The sequence below is a fragment of the Pantoea sp. GD03673 genome, from assembly GCF_029844725.1.
In the GTDB taxonomy this organism is placed as follows: Bacteria; Pseudomonadota; Gammaproteobacteria; order Enterobacterales; family Enterobacteriaceae; genus Pantoea.
Genome location: NZ_JAOCKJ010000003.1, coordinates 138,013 through 152,118, shown reverse-complemented (window position 1 = coordinate 152,118; position 14,106 = coordinate 138,013). Strand labels below are relative to the sequence as shown.

Sequence of the window (14,106 nt, the reverse complement as noted above, 5' to 3'; positions counted from 1 at the left end):
TGATCTCCTTTTATCAATGAATGATGCTGAACAGCGGTGTTCCTGCAGTGACAGCGGTCCCTGCTACTGTCATCACATCAGGATATGCCTCGCTGTTGGTGATGATGATCGGTGTTGTGAGGTCATACCCGGCATCAAGAATGGCCTGACGGTCAAACTCCAGCAGCAGATCGCCGGGCTTGAACGTGTCACCCACGTTGACGTGTGACGTGAAAGGTTTGCCGTCGAGACGAACGGTATCGATGCCAACGTGAATCAGCAGCTCAATCCCGCTGTGACTCAACAGTCCAATGGCGTGTCGGGTCTGAAACAGGGAGGCAACCTCACCCGCGAAGGGGGCAATGAGTTTGTTGTCAGAGGGAATGATGGCCGCGCCCTGTCCCAGAAGGCCACTGGCGAAGGTCGCATCCGGCACCAGGTCAAGAGCCAGCACGGTGCCGGTCATCGGTGAAAGAATGTCATCTTCGCCAGGCATCACCGGGATCACGGTGTCTGCCGTGCTGATGCGGGGCATGCCCGCGACCAGCGTCATGACACAGCTCAGGAGCAGCGCCAGGAGCGTGCCGGCAATGCCGCCCCATAATGTGGCATCAACACCGCCAGGTGGGATGATCTGAGCAAGAGTAAAGATGTTGGCAAAGCCAAACGAATAAACGTGCGTGCTGCTGAAGCCGACAACGGCACCACCGATAGCGCCTGCGACACAGCCAAAGATAAAGGGACGACGCAGCGGCAGATTAACGCCATACACCGCTGGCTCAGTAATACCAAAGATCCCTGCGGTCACAGATGAACCCGCCAGCATCTTCTGACGCGCATCCCGGCTGCGCAGAAAGACACCCAGCGCCGCGCCAACCTGGCCCATAACAGCAGGCAACAGCATGGGCAGCATTGAGTCATGCCCCAGTACGGCAAGATTGTTGATCATCATTGGCACCAGACCCCAGTGCAAACCGAAAATCACACAGACCTGCCACAGCGCCCCCAGGGCCGCGCCAGCCAGCCAGGGTGCCAGCGCATAAATCCACTGATAGCCGTTCGCCAGCTGTTGGCTCAGCCACGTGGCCAGTGGGCCAATTAACAGGAAAGTCAGCGGCACGGTGATAATCAGACAGATCAGTGGCGCAAAGAAGTTTTTCATGGATGCGGGAAGCAGACGCGTGCTCTGTTTTTCCAGCCAGCAACTCACCCACGCGGCGAAAATAATGGGGATAACCGATGCGCTGTAATTGAACCAGGTGACAGGAATGCCAAGAAACGCCTCTGTGATTGCACCGGTCTGCTGGCTGGCATTGAACGCAGCAATCATCGTCGGATGGGTTAGCGCCCCGCCGATCACCAGGGTGATAAAGGGATTACCACCAAACTTTTTACCTGCGGTGTAGCCCAGCACCAGCGGGAAAAAGTAAAACAGGGCATCACTCGCCGCGAACCAGATTTTATAGGTGCCACTTTCAACAGACAGCCAGCCGCAGACGACGGCCAGCGCCAGCAAACCTTTGAGAATACCGGAGGCGGCAAGGATGCCGATAAACGGCGTGAAAATGCCGGATACACAGTCGATCAGGCGGCTGAACAGGTTGTCGGGCTTCTCATCCTCTGCTGATGCAGCGACTTCATCCACGAGTCCCGCTTCAGCACGGACGGCCTGCCAGACATCATGAACATGGTTGCCGATCACCACCTGAAACTGCCCGCCGCTTTCGACAACCATAATGACGCCCGGATTTTTTTTCAGTCCTTCAGCATCCGCGTTGTGGTTATCCTTCAGTTTAAAACGAAGCCGGGTGGCACAGTGAACCAGACTGACGATGTTCTCCCTGCCACCTATGTGGCTGAGAATATCCTGCGCCAGCGTTTGATATTCCATCTCGATTTCCTTTCACCTGATGTCCGTGGACATTTGTTGACTGAGCCAAAAACAAAAAAACCCGAGAACGGCCTCTTTTCAGAGGCCGCGCTCAGGTTTTGCCTGCATAAAGCAGTAACAATCCAGTTTATGGGACCTATTGCCCCTCTTTTCTTACCCGTTCGATATGAATGGCAAGAAACATAATCTCTTCAGCCGTCAGCTCACGCTGGTAGCGTTGTTGCAAATGCTGCGCAATCTTCACCGCGCATTTCCAGGCTTTGGGATAGTTATCTTTTACTGCGGTATGCAGTGAAACATCATCATCGTCTATTACCGTTCGCGTCAGCATCCGCTGGGCAAAAAATTTCAGATGGGTGACAAACCGCTGGTAACTCAGTGACGATTCGTTGTATTCCAGCTGCAACTGATACTTCACCAGTTGCAGAATCTCCTGCATCAGCCGGGTGACATCCATCACTTCCGGCATGTCATTATGAAGCTGCGCCGTCACCAGATGCAGCGCGATAAACCCGGCTTCATCCTCAGGCAGGTCCACGTTCAGACGTCGGGAAATGATTGCCCTGGCCTCCTGCCCCAGTTCGAACTCTTTGGGATAAAGCCGTCTGATATCCCACAGCAACACATTTTTAATCGGCAGACCTTTATTCTGCCGTTCAATGGCGAAGTAGCAGTGGTCGGTCAGGGTGATATACAGGCTCTCCTGCAATTTCCCCAAGCGCTGTGTCGCAAGAGCAATAATGCGGTCGCAGGTGGTCATCACTTCCGGCGGGATCTGGTTTAACAACTCTTCCAGCCGACGGACCAGCAGATCACTTTGCGGTGCGAACACTTTTTCAATCAGCGCGCTATTGAGACTGTCACCGACGCGTTTCTGGAAGGCCAGCCCACGTCCCATGACGACCTGCTCGCGCCCCTGCTCATCCTGAACCATCACCACGTTATTATTAAGAATCTTGGCGATTTTCATCGAAACCCCAGAAACAAAAAAACCTGACGTCCGGCAGTAGCCAGAAATCAGGTTTTGCCTGCCTAAGCAGTAACAATCCAGTTGAGGGACTCTATCAGTTTTGATTGTGACCTCAAGCTGTCAGGGCAAAAAGCGTGACAGCGATCGAGATCCGCACAGCTAAAAAAGAATGACCGTTTACGTTCAGTCACTCAGGCATCCTGCACGCGTGTGCCGGACGGTAACAGCACTGAATACCGGGTTGCAGCGCCAGCCAGAAGAACGGACGGAATGGGAGACAGAATGGCGGAAGACTAAAACGTGCCGGGATAAGACATTGCAGGCAGGACAGGCGGGGAACATCACGATAAAACGCGATGTAGCGGGTCTGAGAAAGAACGGACCAAACCGCCGTTCAGAAGCCGCAACGCCGGAACGTTCTGTTCCGGCGTTGTGGCGATTACGCGGCTTTAACGGCGCGTACTTTCTTTGCAGCAGGCTCTTCTGCACTCTCCTCTGCTACAGCTTCAGGCTTTGTCGCGCCTGCGGCCACTTCCGGCAGTTTGCTGGTGCGCAGAATGTGCTGCACCGCGTCTTTCTGCTCGGCGATCAGCAGGCCCAGCGTTTCCGCCTGAGATTCATCCAGTGCAGGTTGATGCTGTAACAGCCAGTCAGTGAAGGCTTCGGCCATATCGAGCATTTTGTCGTAGGCATCGGCCTCTTTCTTATTGGCAAACGTCATCTTCTCTTCACCCTTTCTGACTACAACAAATTTTGTTTCAACAGCCATCTTTTCGCCCTCAGGTACTGTGTATGCATACAGTATATCATGCCGGTTATGCTTTGCCAGCAGAGAATCAGGTTTCCCGGTTGCGTTCAGGCTAACCTTAACCGTGTGCAGGTTTTTTCTTTTTTCTGGCGCTTCCCTGCCGGAAATCAGGCTGACTACACCAGGAGTTCTTCAAGGAACATCGCCAGCGCCTTACGCGGATCGTCCTCTTCGGAAACGATCACCTCGATCCCCCACTGCCCCAGCACCTCTTTGGCTACCGGATTGTTGCGGTTGGTGAAGAGGTACGATTTTGGCCGGGCCGTCGCCAGGCCGGTGCGGCCCCACATCTTGGTCAGACGGTAAAACAGCAGGCGAATGTTGAAATCACTGATGCTGTAGCCCACAAACAGCACCGAGTTACCCATAACGTCGTGGGTCAGTTTGATGTCGAGCGGTGAGTCAAAATAGAGGCGTTCGAAATAGCTGCTCTCATCAAGCACGATAGAGGTGTCGTCATCGAAGTCACCGTGCAGCTTGATGATGTGACGCTTATCTTCCGTCAGAGAGACCAGGTCGGCGGCATTCGCCACCTTATAATACGGGACGCCGTGCGCGTCGTGCGCCGCTTCCAGCCAGCGATCGTAATTGGTGGTGTAGATGCGTGAAAAATTACCCTGGGTAATCATGGTATGAATTTCTGAGGACCGGACATCGATATCTGGCCGGTGCCACTCGCGATCCATCCAGCTGCGTAGCGGGCCAAGCGAACCTTTCTTTTGCTTGTAATACTCCGCCAGCGACAGGTGCGTGCCGTAGGTGTTGAAGATTTTGGGATCGTAACCCAGCTCGTTAGCAAGATGAGCAATCAGTTCATGCCACTCGGGAAGGCCAAAATTACGCGAAATACCGGCACCGGCAAACAGAATGAGTTTACCGGAATCATAGGCGCGTTTGAGTTCAGGTTTCATGCCACTCCCCGCGAGGTTTTTAAAAAGGTGGCGAAGCGATCCAGCGCGATGCGCCGCATCGAAATCTCATTCTTGAGTTCGCCCATCTCAGCAAACGTCTGCTCATAGCCCTCCGGGATAAACACGCAGTCCCACTGGAAGCCACGCGTCCCGGCAGGTTTTGCGGCGATGGTGCCGCGCAGCTCACCCGAGAACTGATACATTTTGCGACCGTCGCAGTAGCCGAGCACGGTTTTGGCCGTTACAGCCTGGCTGTCGAGCCCCTGCACCAGCGCGGTAAAGCGCTCCGCGTCCAGGCGGTTCCAGAAGATACGGGTCAGCCCGGCGGGCAGACCATTCAGGCCATCCAGATAGAGGCCGGTATGCTCCACAAACAGCGGCCGCCCAATCAGCGAAAAGGCTTTGGTCAGTTTGTCGCGCACCAGGTCGAGCTCGTTTTCAGTCTGAATTTCTTCGATGCGACGGGCGATGGGTAAGACTTCGACCCCGACAGGCTCAAGTATCTTACGCACCTCCGCCAGCTTTTGCTCATTAGCAGAAAGGAATCTGATTTTCATGGGGCTTCCAGGTCAATGACTCCGCCACGCAGTGAATTTTAACGGAAACAGGCGGGCAGGATAAATCACTTACGCTGAAGAGTGTAGCCCAATTCAGGGGCGCGCTGCGAGCAGGACGAGAGCGGTGCATGAGGCGATACAGCCTTGTTGCAACAGACAATATTCTGGCTGGCCGGTGGGGCACCGGCCAGCCAGACCCAGCAGGTTCAGTAAACAATGCCCGGTGGATTGACCGTGGAGTGAGTGATGGCTTCATCCTGTTCACCCCAGCGGGCCTGCACCTGCTGATACTGTCCCCCCGCAATGGTGCCGTCCACCGCGGCCTGCAGTGCAGGTGCCAGACCGTTGTTCTTTTTAGTGGTCACGGCGACCCAGGCGCGAAACGGCCCGCGCCCGACCAGCTTTGTCTGGCCGCGTGATGCCACTTTCCAGGCGGCCATCGAGTGCGGGCCAAAGATAGCATCAGCCCGTCCCGACAGTAGTGTCAGCGTCGCTGAGGCATCATCGGTAAGGTAGATCGGCTTAACCGCAGGTAAACCCCTGGCCCGGTTCTGCTGGTCCCAGCTCAGCAGAATGCGCTCCTGATTCGTGCCCGATGAGACGATAATCCGCTTACCGGCAATATCAGGCGGGCTGTTAATCTGAGTGATTTTACTGTCGCTTTTCACCGCAAAGGCGTGATTGTCGGCGCGATACGTGGCGAAATCGAACCGCTTCTTGCGCTCTTCGGTGACGGCAATATTAAACATCGCGACATCATAACGTCCGGCGCTGATACCCAGCGGCCAGTCCTCCCACGACGCCGGCACCAGCTTCAGCCTGAGTCCCAGGCTGTCAGCCAGTAGCCTGGCGATATCGGGATCGCTGCCGATTCGCGTGACGTTGTCAGACGCCAGCAGCGACAGCGGCGGTGAGATGGTCGCGGAAGTCGCAACCGTCAGCGTGCCGGGTTCGATAAAGTGGAAATCAGCCGGAATTTTCGCTATCGCCTGCGGATTAGCCGGGGCATGGATCGGGGTCTCGTTTTTCAGCACATCGGCTCTCTCCGCCGCTGAACAGGTCAGCACCGGGAGCAGCGTCAACGCGGCTAACGTCAGCCCCCTCATAACACACGCGCCAGGAAACGGCGGGTGCGCTCATGACGCGGATTATTGAGCACCTGAGTGGTGCTGCCCTGCTCCACAATCCGGCCATCCACCATAAAGACCACGTTGTCTGCCACTTCCCGGGCGAAGCCGATTTCGTGCGTCACAATCACCAGCGTGGTGCCGGAACGCGCCAGCTTTTTGATCACGTCGAGCACTTCGCCGACCAGCTCCGGGTCCAGCGCCGAGGTCGGCTCGTCAAACAGCATCACGCGGGGATTGAGCATCAGCGCCCGCGCAATCGCAATACGCTGCTGCTGCCCGCCCGACAGGTGACGCGGCCAGGCATCGGCTTTGTGGCGCAGACCCACAATGTCCAGGAGTTCGCCCGCCCGTACTTTCGCTTCTGACTTTGTCAGCTGACGATGGGCAACCGGCGCTTCAGTCAGGTTATCCAGCACGCTGAGGTGTGGAAACAGATTGAAGTTCTGGAACACGTAGCCGACGTTGATGCGCTGCCGCAGAATCGCCTTCTCTTTGAGTTCATACAGCTTATTGCCGCGCTGCTGATAGCCGATGTAGTCGCCGTCAATCTGAATGAATCCCTCATCGACCCGCTCCAGATGATTGATGGTGCGCAGTAGCGTGGACTTACCTGAGCCGGACGGCCCGAGGATCACCGTGACCGATCCGGGTTCCAGCGACAGCGAAACATCATCCAGCGCGGTATGTTTACCAAAACGCTTGGTGACACCGGTAATACTGATGGCACCGGTTGTATGTGAAGTGCGGTAATCAATGGCTTCGGACATGGCTGATCTCCTCGGTCGGATGAAGGGGCGTGACGCGGTTGCGCCATTGTTGCCAGCGCGAAGCGTGCGGCTCACGGTTAACGCTGCGGGCCAGCCAGCGCTCGACGTAATACTGAATCACGGACAACACGGTGGTGATAATCAGATACCAGGCGGCACCGACCATCAAAAGCGGGATCACTTCCTGATTACGGTTGTAGATCATCTGGATGGTGTAAAACAGCTCTGGCATCGCCAGCACATAAACCATCGACGTGCCTTTCGCCAGGCTGATGACCTCGTTAAATGCGGTGGGAATAATGGCGCGCAGCGCCTGCGGCAGAATGATACGGAAGGTCCGACGCGACGCAGAGAGACCGAGTGCGGAAGCGGCTTCCACCTGCCCCTGGTCAACGCCGAGGATCCCGCCACGAATAATCTCCGCACTGTAGGCCGCCTGCACCAGCGTCAGACCAATCACCGCCGCCTGAAACTGGCCCAGCACGTTAATCGTCTGAAACGCGCCCCACGACAGGCCGGTAAAGGGAATGCCGAGCGACAGGGTGTCGTAAAGATAGGCGAAGTTATAAAGAATAATCAGCACCACAATCAGCGGCAGCGAACGGAACAGCCAGATGTAGCCCCATGCCAGCGTGCTCAGCAGCCACGACGAGGAGAGTCGTGCCAGCGCCAGCAGACCGCCGAAAATGAGGCTGAAGAGCGTGCCCAGCAGGGTCAGCAGCAGCGTCTGACCCAGGCCATGCAGGATCACCGGGTCGAAGAACCAGTGGGCAAACACGCGCCACTCCCAGCGCGGATTAAAGGCCACTGACTGCACCACGCCTGCCAGAATAAACAGCGCCAGGATAGCGCCTGCGGTGCGTGCCGGATAACGTGCCGGGACCACCTGTAAATGTTGATGTTTGCTCATCGTCACTCCTTAACTCGCCTCGGCGACGTTACCGACGCCGATCACTTTGATAAAACGCAGTCGTCCGTCGTGCGGCGGCTGGCCGTAACGCTCCAGGTCGCCGCTCAGATCACACTGTGGCTGATAACCGTGACCGGTATAGAGCCGAACTGCTTCCGGCTGGCGGAAGCCGGTGGTGAGAAACAGCCGCTGATAACCCGCCTGCAGGGCACGCCGTTCCAGCTCCTGGAGTACCACCAGCGCCAGCCCCTGACGGCGCAGATCGCTGCGGGTCCAGATACGCTTGAGTTCGGCAGTCTGCGGGTCATAGGGTTTGTAAGCGCCCATAGCGATGATCTCGCCATCTCGTTCCAGCACAATGAACAGCCCCTGCGGCGGCAGATACCACGCGGTTAATTCCTGCTCTTTATGGCGGGCAAAATAGTCGCCATAACGCGCCGAATATTCGCCGAACAGGCCGCTCAGAATCGGTTGCAGCTCGGGTGCATCGGGTGAGACCTCGCGGAAAGTGGATTCACTCATGGTCAGCTCCTTAGTCGCCCAGCCCGGCGGGATTGATTTCTGAACGGTCGATGTGCTCAACGCCTTCGCCCCAGCGGTTCAGCACCTTCTGGTAGTCGCCATTGGCGATCACGCCATTCAGCGCGGTGCTGATCGGTTCCGCCAGCCCGCTGCCTTTTTTCACCGTCACCGCAATGTGTGCTGCTTTTGGCCAGCCACCATCCACACTGCCCGCCAGCCGGGTTTTACCGAGCAGCGCCGCTTTCCAGGCACCAATGACGTTAGGGCCAAACCAGGCATCGGCTCGCCCCGCCTGCAGCGCCAGCGTTTGTGCGGCATCATCTTTGGCGTAGATCGGGGTAAAGGCTTTAAGGCCTTTTGCCTGATTCTCTTTATCCCATGCCAGCAGAATGGCCTCCTGATTGGTGCCGGATCCCACAATGATCCGCAGCCCGGCAGTGTCTTCCGCGCGGGTCAGTGACGTAATCGGGCTGCGGGTGCTGACATAAAAGCCCAGTGAATCTTTGCGGTAGGTGGCGAAGTCGAACTTCTCTTTACGCGCTTTGGTCACGGTAATGTTGGAGATCGCCGCGTCATACTTGCCTGAAGCCACCCCCAGCGGCCAGCCTTCCCACGATGTCGGAACGATGTTGAGTTTCAGACCCAGGCTGTCTGCAACCAGTCGGGCAATATCCACTTCGCTGCCGAGAAGGGTTTTGTTGTCATCAGAGAACACCGTCAGCGGCGGAGAATTCAGCGCCGCCACCGCCACGGTAAAGGAACCGGGTACGACAAAGTGATGACCCGCAGGCAGTTGCGCGATGGCATCGGGATTCTTCACGGTATTAATCGGAGCTTTGTTGGCTTCCAGACTGACGCGCTGACCGTTATAGGAGACGCTGGTGCCTTCAGCCTGTACGGTGCTGCTGGCGGCCAGAATAAGCAGGGCGATAAGGTGCAATGATGTTTGCATGGCTGGTGCTCTTAGCGTGAGGTGAACTGATTAACGGGTGGTTTAAGGGCAAAGCTGTCGCGCAGGGTGCTGCCCGGATAGTCGCGGCGCGTCAGGCCGCGAGCCTGCAGAATGGGCACCACGTGGTCGACAAAACGCTCAAAGGCGTCGGGTGTACCGCCATTGATAATGAAACCGTCTGTGGCGTGGGTCTCAAACCAGAGCTGCAGACCATCCGCAACCGCTTCCGGGGTGCCGTGAAACAGCGGACGCGGAGTGGCCGCCTCCAGTGCGGCCTGCCGAAGCGTGTGGCCATGCTGCTGCGCGTTGCGTTTAATCTCGTCGGTTGTGCTACGGAAGCTGTTCTGACCGATGTCGCCGATGTCCGGGAACGGCGCATCCAGCGGGTATTGTGAAAAGTCGTGATGGTCGAAGAACCGGCCAAGGTAGTTAAGCGCATCGGCAATCGACACCAGCGCTGCCGTGGTCTGATACTGCCGTTCCACGTCCTCTGCATCTTCGCCAACGATGACGCTGACCCCCTGGAAAACATGCAGGTCCTCTGGCTGACGGCCATTGGCTTTCAGTTGCTGTTTGACATCCTGATAAAAGGCCTGCGCCTCTTCGCGGGTAGCCTGATGGGTAAAGATGGCGTCTGCATGGCGCGCCGCCAGCTTTTTACCGTCGTCGGATGCACCCGCCTGGAATATGATCGGACGGCCCTGTGGCGTACGGGCAATGTTCAGCGGCCCCTGCACCTGGAAGAAGTCACCGTGATGATCGAGCGTGTGCAGCTTTGCCGGATCGAAAAACTGCCCCGTCGCCTTGTTTCGCACAAAGGCATCCTGCTCCCATGAGTCCCACAAGCCTTTCACCACCGTCAGATACTCGTCGGCAATGCGGTAACGCAGCGCGTGTTCCGGGTGTTTCTCGCGGGAAAAGTTTTTTGCAGACCCCTCCAGCGGCGAGGTCACAACGTTCCAGCCCGCACGACCGCCGCTGAGATGATCGAGACTGGCAAACTGGCGCGCCACGGTGAACGGCTCGCTATAAGAGGTGGAAACGGTGCCAACCAGCCCCAGATGTTCCGTGACGCCCGCCAGTGCTGAAAGCAGCGTCAGCGGCTCAAAGCGATTCAGAAAGTGCGGAATCGATTTCTCATTAATAAATAATCCGTCGGCGACGAACAGAAAATCGAGCTTTCCCTGCTCCGCCTTGCGGGCGATTTTTTTGGCATAGTCCAGGCTGATGCTGGCATCTGCCTGTGCTGCCGGGTGGCGCCAGGCGGACATATTTCCCGATGCGCCATGCAGAATGGTGCCCAGCCGAAGTTGTCTTGTGGTCATGATGCTCTCTCTTTTTTAGTCGTGGCGATGCCCGACGAGGGTTTTTAAAACCCCTGTGTTTTAACGGGCTGCAGATGAATTCAGTTCAGCGGGGTGTCCCGACATCGGGCACGGAGATGTTGCAGTGCTGCGCAGGCCAGACGGGCGAAGTAGTCGGCGGCGGGAGCGATCAGCGCCTCATCCGGGTTAAAGCTGGCATGGTGCAGACCAAAATCACTGGCGCTGCCGATGCTGACAAACGCGCCCGGCACCTGTTGCAGGTAAAAGGCAAAATCTTCACCCAGCAGATGCAGTCCGGCGGACTGCACCCGATAGCCTGCCTGCTGCGCCAGGTCGCTGCTGAAAGCGGCCCAGTGCGCATCGTTGACCAGCACGGGCGGGCCGGGATGCCAGCTCAGGGTCGCCTGTGCCCCATTGGCTTCAGCAAAGTGCGCAACCAGCGTGCGGATCCGCTGTTCCAGTTCGGCACGCAGTTGTAAATCGTGAGTCCGGGCCGTGCCGCCAAACTCAACGGCACCGGGCAGTACGTTCCAGCTTTTGCCGCCGTCGATGCGGGTGATGCTCAGCACCAGGCTATCCAGCGCATTGAAACTGCGACTGGTGAGCCCCTGTAAGGCCTGGATAATCTGACTGGCGGTGACAATACTGTCGACGCCCTGCTCGGGATACGCGGCATGCGCGCCTTTGCCGGTGACGCGAATAACAAATTTGTCCGTATTGGCGTAAAACGCCCCGCTGCGGGTGGCAAACGTGCCGACAGGCAGGGAGGGTTCGTTGTGCATCCCGAAAATAGCCTGCACCTCATCCAGTACGCCCGCCTCGATGAACTGGCGTGCGCCGCGTGCAATCTCTTCAGCAGGCTGAAACAGGATGCGCACCCGACCGGGTAACCGATCCGCCTGGGCATGAAGCTGCAACGCCGCGCCCAGCATCACCGCGCTGTGCAGGTCGTGACCGCAGGCGTGCATCACGCCGGGATGCCGGGAGTGAAAACGTACCCCGCTCGCCTCATGAATGGGCAGTGCATCGATGTCGGCACGCAGTGCGATGACTGTCTCGCCGTGACCAATTTCCGCGACAAGGCCTGTCTCAAGGGGATAGTCAGGCAGCCGGATGCCCGCTGCCTGCAACCAGCCCCGCAATCTGGCTGTGGTGGCAAACTCCTGACCCGACAATTCCGGCCAGGTGTGCAGTTCGCGCCGCCATTCAATCAGTTGTGACGCATTGCTCATGATCACTCTCCACGCAGATTCAGGCGGCAACCAGATGATGGGTAGCCAGCAGTTCCAGTGACTGCAGGCGGGCAACCGGCTCGGTAATCGGTGTGTCGATGATGAACTCGTCGATATCAAAGTTGTGGTGCAGCGCGTCCAGCTGGGCATGCACCTGCGCCGCCGTGCCTTTCAGTAGCGATGGCGTGCGCGGCTCAATCTGATAATCACGGTAGCCGCCCTGACGCACATAGCGTTCTGCCTGTTCCAGACTGGCGACATTGACGCCCGGCCCCCCTTTTACCGACACATGATAATGACGCAGGCTGGAGACCAGCAGGTCCGCCCCGGCGGGTGAGTCGGCCACGACCACCTGAACGGCCACCAGTGCGCGCTGGCCGTTACTGAGGCGTGAGTAGGTTTTCAGCGCGTGCTCCAGCAACGGGCGGTCGCCATTGAGGTGAGCGGCAAAGACAAACTGCCAGCCCAGACGGGCAGCCAGCCGGGCGCTCTCTTCACTGGCACCCAGCAGAAAGCGGCTGGCCGGGCGAGATGGCAGCGGCGTCGCGGCTAAGCCTTCGTCATCGGGTTGAGCCTGAACCGGTTTGAGCCAGCTATCCAGCAGCTGCAGCTGCTCAGCAAAGCTGCCTTTTTTCGCTGCATCAACTCCCTGTTGCAGGGCATGGGTGGAAAGTGGCAGTCCGCCCGGCGCTTTGCCTATGCCGAGGTCGATGCGGCCCGGTGCCAGTGCGGCGAGCAGGTTAAAGTTTTCCGCCACTTTGTAGGGGCTGTAATGCTGCAACATCACCCCGCCCGATCCGACACGAATATGACGGGTCTGGGCAATGATCCAGGCAATCAACACTTCCGGTGAAGGGCTGGCGAGCTGCGCGGTGTTGTGATGTTCTGCCAGCCAGAAGCGGTGATAACCCCACTCCTCTGCCCGTTGCGCCAGTTGCAGCGTGCGCTGTAGTGCTGCGGACGGCGACTCGCCCTGCAACACGGGCGCTTTGTCTAACAGACTTAATCGATATGCCATTCACCTGGTCCTTGTTTATTCCGGTTGCTGACCAGTGTGCTGCGCTGTCGGTTAGGGGTAAAACATCATATTGTTTTATGCTTTCTTACATTCGTCATAATGGGGAACGCAGAAAGGAATAACAGGCTAAAAGGCGCTGAAACAGGGCGTGAGGCCGTAATAATGCCTGTCACGCTCTGAGAAACCTGATTGACAGGTGAATAAAATCGCTAAGCTGGCAAAGATTTGCAGAAATTGTTCTTACGGTTTCAGGGCCGTTGTGAGTTCTGTTTTAACGGGAAATAGCGGGTGTTGATCATCGCCACATTCACTTCACAGGGAACACCGTCATCAAGGAAAACCGTCTCATTGAGCTGTATAACCGCATCACCGGCAGCTAAATTAAGCAGGGTCAATGTCTGTGCATCGGTGAGATTCACGGCCGTTAAATGTTGATCTCTGAGCTGCACTTTCTTTCCGGTTACCTCTTCGATGTAGGCATATTTTGATACTTCCAGCTTGCTGAACTCCAGACTGTTAAACATGTTCACCGGCAGATGAATATGTTCGAGCGCCACCGGAATATCATCGAAACACATCAGGCGTAAAATTTTATAAATCTGGTCGCTGTTTTTAATACGCAGCGCCTGTGCCATATCAGCTGAAGGGACCTTAATGATGCTCACTGAAATAATTTTTCTTACACCTTTATGGCCCTTACGTTGCGCCTGAAAATCAAACGGTGAAAGCACATGATATCTGTGCGCCTGACTGCTTATCTCAGCCGACCCCACAAAAATACCTGAACCTTTTACCCGGTAAATTCTCTGCTGCTCAACCAGAATACGGGTGGCTTCACGAACCGTTGCGCGGGTAATACCGATATTTCTGGCGATTGATATTTCGGTATCCAGCTTTTCTCCGGGGCGAAGGCCATCATCCTTAATTTTATTGAGGATGTAATCAACCACCTCTTTTTGCTTTTCAGTGATGCTATCAACCATCGAAATTCTTCCCCTAAGCGTGAAGGTGAAACTTCACCAATCCGTGTCAGTACAGTTCTGCCTGACATTGCCGGATGAGTACCACTGCGGCTAGCTGAATGTGTGACCGACCTATCAAATTGGTACTGATGTTAAGCCTGCACAGCAATAT

At 56.6% G+C, this 14,106-nt stretch carries 14 protein-coding genes; all 14 read right to left on the bottom strand.

Annotated elements, in window-relative coordinates; genetic code table 11:
* Window positions 1–13: 13 nt before the first annotated feature.
* The 14 genes from bglF to N5J69_RS06575 all read right to left on the bottom strand — a co-directional run bounded on the left by bglF (window position 14) and on the right by N5J69_RS06575 (window position 13,955).
* Window positions 14–1,870 carry a PTS beta-glucoside transporter subunit IIABC gene (gene bglF, locus N5J69_RS06640; RefSeq protein WP_279768982.1) on the bottom strand — a complete coding sequence of 619 codons (1,857 nt, stop codon included), beginning with the start codon at window positions 1,868–1,870 and terminating at the stop codon, window positions 14–16.
* A gap of 136 nt (window positions 1,871–2,006) precedes the next feature.
* Window positions 2,007–2,840, bottom strand: coding sequence for a transcriptional antiterminator BglG (gene bglG / locus N5J69_RS06635; RefSeq protein ID WP_279768980.1), 834 nt, complete (start codon window positions 2,838–2,840; stop codon window positions 2,007–2,009).
* 439 nt (window positions 2,841–3,279) lie between these two features.
* Window positions 3,280–3,609 (bottom strand): YebG family protein, encoded by a 330-nt coding sequence (locus N5J69_RS06630; protein WP_279768979.1) that lies wholly within the window; start codon window positions 3,607–3,609, stop codon window positions 3,280–3,282.
* 155 nt (window positions 3,610–3,764) lie between these two features.
* Window positions 3,765–4,559 (bottom strand): SIR2 family protein, encoded by a 795-nt coding sequence (locus N5J69_RS06625; RefSeq protein WP_003855101.1) that lies wholly within the window; start codon window positions 4,557–4,559, stop codon window positions 3,765–3,767.
* The gene (locus N5J69_RS06620; RefSeq protein WP_033735745.1) at window positions 4,556–5,116 is read right to left on the bottom strand and encodes a non-canonical purine NTP pyrophosphatase; all 561 of its coding nucleotides are present in this window, start codon (window positions 5,114–5,116) and stop codon (window positions 4,556–4,558) included. The genes N5J69_RS06625 and N5J69_RS06620 overlap by 4 nt, the downstream gene beginning before the upstream one ends.
* Window positions 5,117–5,322: 206 nt before the next feature.
* Window positions 5,323–6,222: an ABC transporter substrate-binding protein gene (locus tag N5J69_RS06615; protein WP_279768975.1), complete on the bottom strand. Its 900-nt coding sequence runs from the start codon at window positions 6,220–6,222 to the stop codon at window positions 5,323–5,325.
* Complete coding sequence (locus tag N5J69_RS06610; RefSeq protein WP_279768973.1) at window positions 6,219–7,013, bottom strand: amino acid ABC transporter ATP-binding protein; 795 nt, start codon at window positions 7,011–7,013, stop codon at window positions 6,219–6,221. The genes N5J69_RS06615 and N5J69_RS06610 overlap by 4 nt, the downstream gene beginning before the upstream one ends.
* Entirely contained in the window at window positions 6,997–7,923 is a 927-nt protein-coding gene (locus tag N5J69_RS06605) for an amino acid ABC transporter permease (protein ID WP_279768971.1), read from the bottom strand. Before N5J69_RS06605 ends, N5J69_RS06610 begins: the two co-directional genes overlap by 17 nt.
* Window positions 7,924–7,932: 9 nt before the next feature.
* Window positions 7,933–8,445, bottom strand: a complete 513-nt coding sequence (locus N5J69_RS06600) for a GNAT family N-acetyltransferase (RefSeq protein ID WP_279768969.1) — start codon at window positions 8,443–8,445, stop codon at window positions 7,933–7,935.
* Window positions 8,446–8,455: 10 nt separating this feature from the next.
* Window positions 8,456–9,397 carry an ABC transporter substrate-binding protein gene (locus tag N5J69_RS06595; protein WP_279768967.1) on the bottom strand — a complete coding sequence of 314 codons (942 nt, stop codon included), beginning with the start codon at window positions 9,395–9,397 and terminating at the stop codon, window positions 8,456–8,458.
* 11 nt (window positions 9,398–9,408) lie between these two features.
* The gene (locus tag N5J69_RS06590) at window positions 9,409–10,722 is read right to left on the bottom strand and encodes an LLM class flavin-dependent oxidoreductase (protein ID WP_279768965.1); all 1,314 of its coding nucleotides are present in this window, start codon (window positions 10,720–10,722) and stop codon (window positions 9,409–9,411) included.
* An 80-nt stretch (window positions 10,723–10,802) separates the two neighbouring features.
* The gene (locus N5J69_RS06585) at window positions 10,803–11,954 is read right to left on the bottom strand and encodes an amidohydrolase (protein ID WP_279768963.1); all 1,152 of its coding nucleotides are present in this window, start codon (window positions 11,952–11,954) and stop codon (window positions 10,803–10,805) included.
* 19 nt (window positions 11,955–11,973) lie between these two features.
* Window positions 11,974–12,972 carry an MsnO8 family LLM class oxidoreductase gene (locus N5J69_RS06580; protein WP_279768961.1) on the bottom strand — a complete coding sequence of 333 codons (999 nt, stop codon included), beginning with the start codon at window positions 12,970–12,972 and terminating at the stop codon, window positions 11,974–11,976.
* Window positions 12,973–13,220: 248 nt separating this feature from the next.
* Window positions 13,221–13,955, bottom strand: coding sequence for a GntR family transcriptional regulator (locus N5J69_RS06575; protein WP_279768959.1), 735 nt, complete (start codon window positions 13,953–13,955; stop codon window positions 13,221–13,223).
* Window positions 13,956–14,106 lie beyond the last annotated feature (151 nt).

What these genes read in the sequence shown, in the direction of transcription:
- bglF (WP_279768982.1), bottom strand. Translation starts at nt 1,870, where the DNA reads ATGGAATATCAAACGCTGGCGCAGGATATTCTCAGCCACATAGGTGGC.
- N5J69_RS06610 (WP_279768973.1), bottom strand. Translation starts at nt 7,013, where the DNA reads ATGTCCGAAGCCATTGATTACCGCACTTCACATACAACCGGTGCCATC.
- N5J69_RS06625 (WP_003855101.1), bottom strand. Translation starts at nt 4,559, where the DNA reads ATGAAACCTGAACTCAAACGCGCCTATGATTCCGGTAAACTCATTCTG.
- N5J69_RS06585 (WP_279768963.1), bottom strand. Translation starts at nt 11,954, where the DNA reads ATGAGCAATGCGTCACAACTGATTGAATGGCGGCGCGAACTGCACACC.
- N5J69_RS06590 (WP_279768965.1), bottom strand. Translation starts at nt 10,722, where the DNA reads ATGACCACAAGACAACTTCGGCTGGGCACCATTCTGCATGGCGCATCG.
- N5J69_RS06605 (WP_279768971.1), bottom strand. Translation starts at nt 7,923, where the DNA reads ATGAGCAAACATCAACATTTACAGGTGGTCCCGGCACGTTATCCGGCA.
- N5J69_RS06600 (WP_279768969.1), bottom strand. Translation starts at nt 8,445, where the DNA reads ATGAGTGAATCCACTTTCCGCGAGGTCTCACCCGATGCACCCGAGCTG.
- bglG (WP_279768980.1), bottom strand. Translation starts at nt 2,840, where the DNA reads ATGAAAATCGCCAAGATTCTTAATAATAACGTGGTGATGGTTCAGGAT.
- N5J69_RS06630 (WP_279768979.1), bottom strand. Translation starts at nt 3,609, where the DNA reads ATGGCTGTTGAAACAAAATTTGTTGTAGTCAGAAAGGGTGAAGAGAAG.
- N5J69_RS06575 (WP_279768959.1), bottom strand. Translation starts at nt 13,955, where the DNA reads ATGGTTGATAGCATCACTGAAAAGCAAAAAGAGGTGGTTGATTACATC.
- N5J69_RS06595 (WP_279768967.1), bottom strand. Translation starts at nt 9,397, where the DNA reads ATGCAAACATCATTGCACCTTATCGCCCTGCTTATTCTGGCCGCCAGC.
- N5J69_RS06580 (WP_279768961.1), bottom strand. Translation starts at nt 12,972, where the DNA reads ATGGCATATCGATTAAGTCTGTTAGACAAAGCGCCCGTGTTGCAGGGC.
- N5J69_RS06615 (WP_279768975.1), bottom strand. Translation starts at nt 6,222, where the DNA reads ATGAGGGGGCTGACGTTAGCCGCGTTGACGCTGCTCCCGGTGCTGACC.
- N5J69_RS06620 (WP_033735745.1), bottom strand. Translation starts at nt 5,116, where the DNA reads ATGAAAATCAGATTCCTTTCTGCTAATGAGCAAAAGCTGGCGGAGGTG.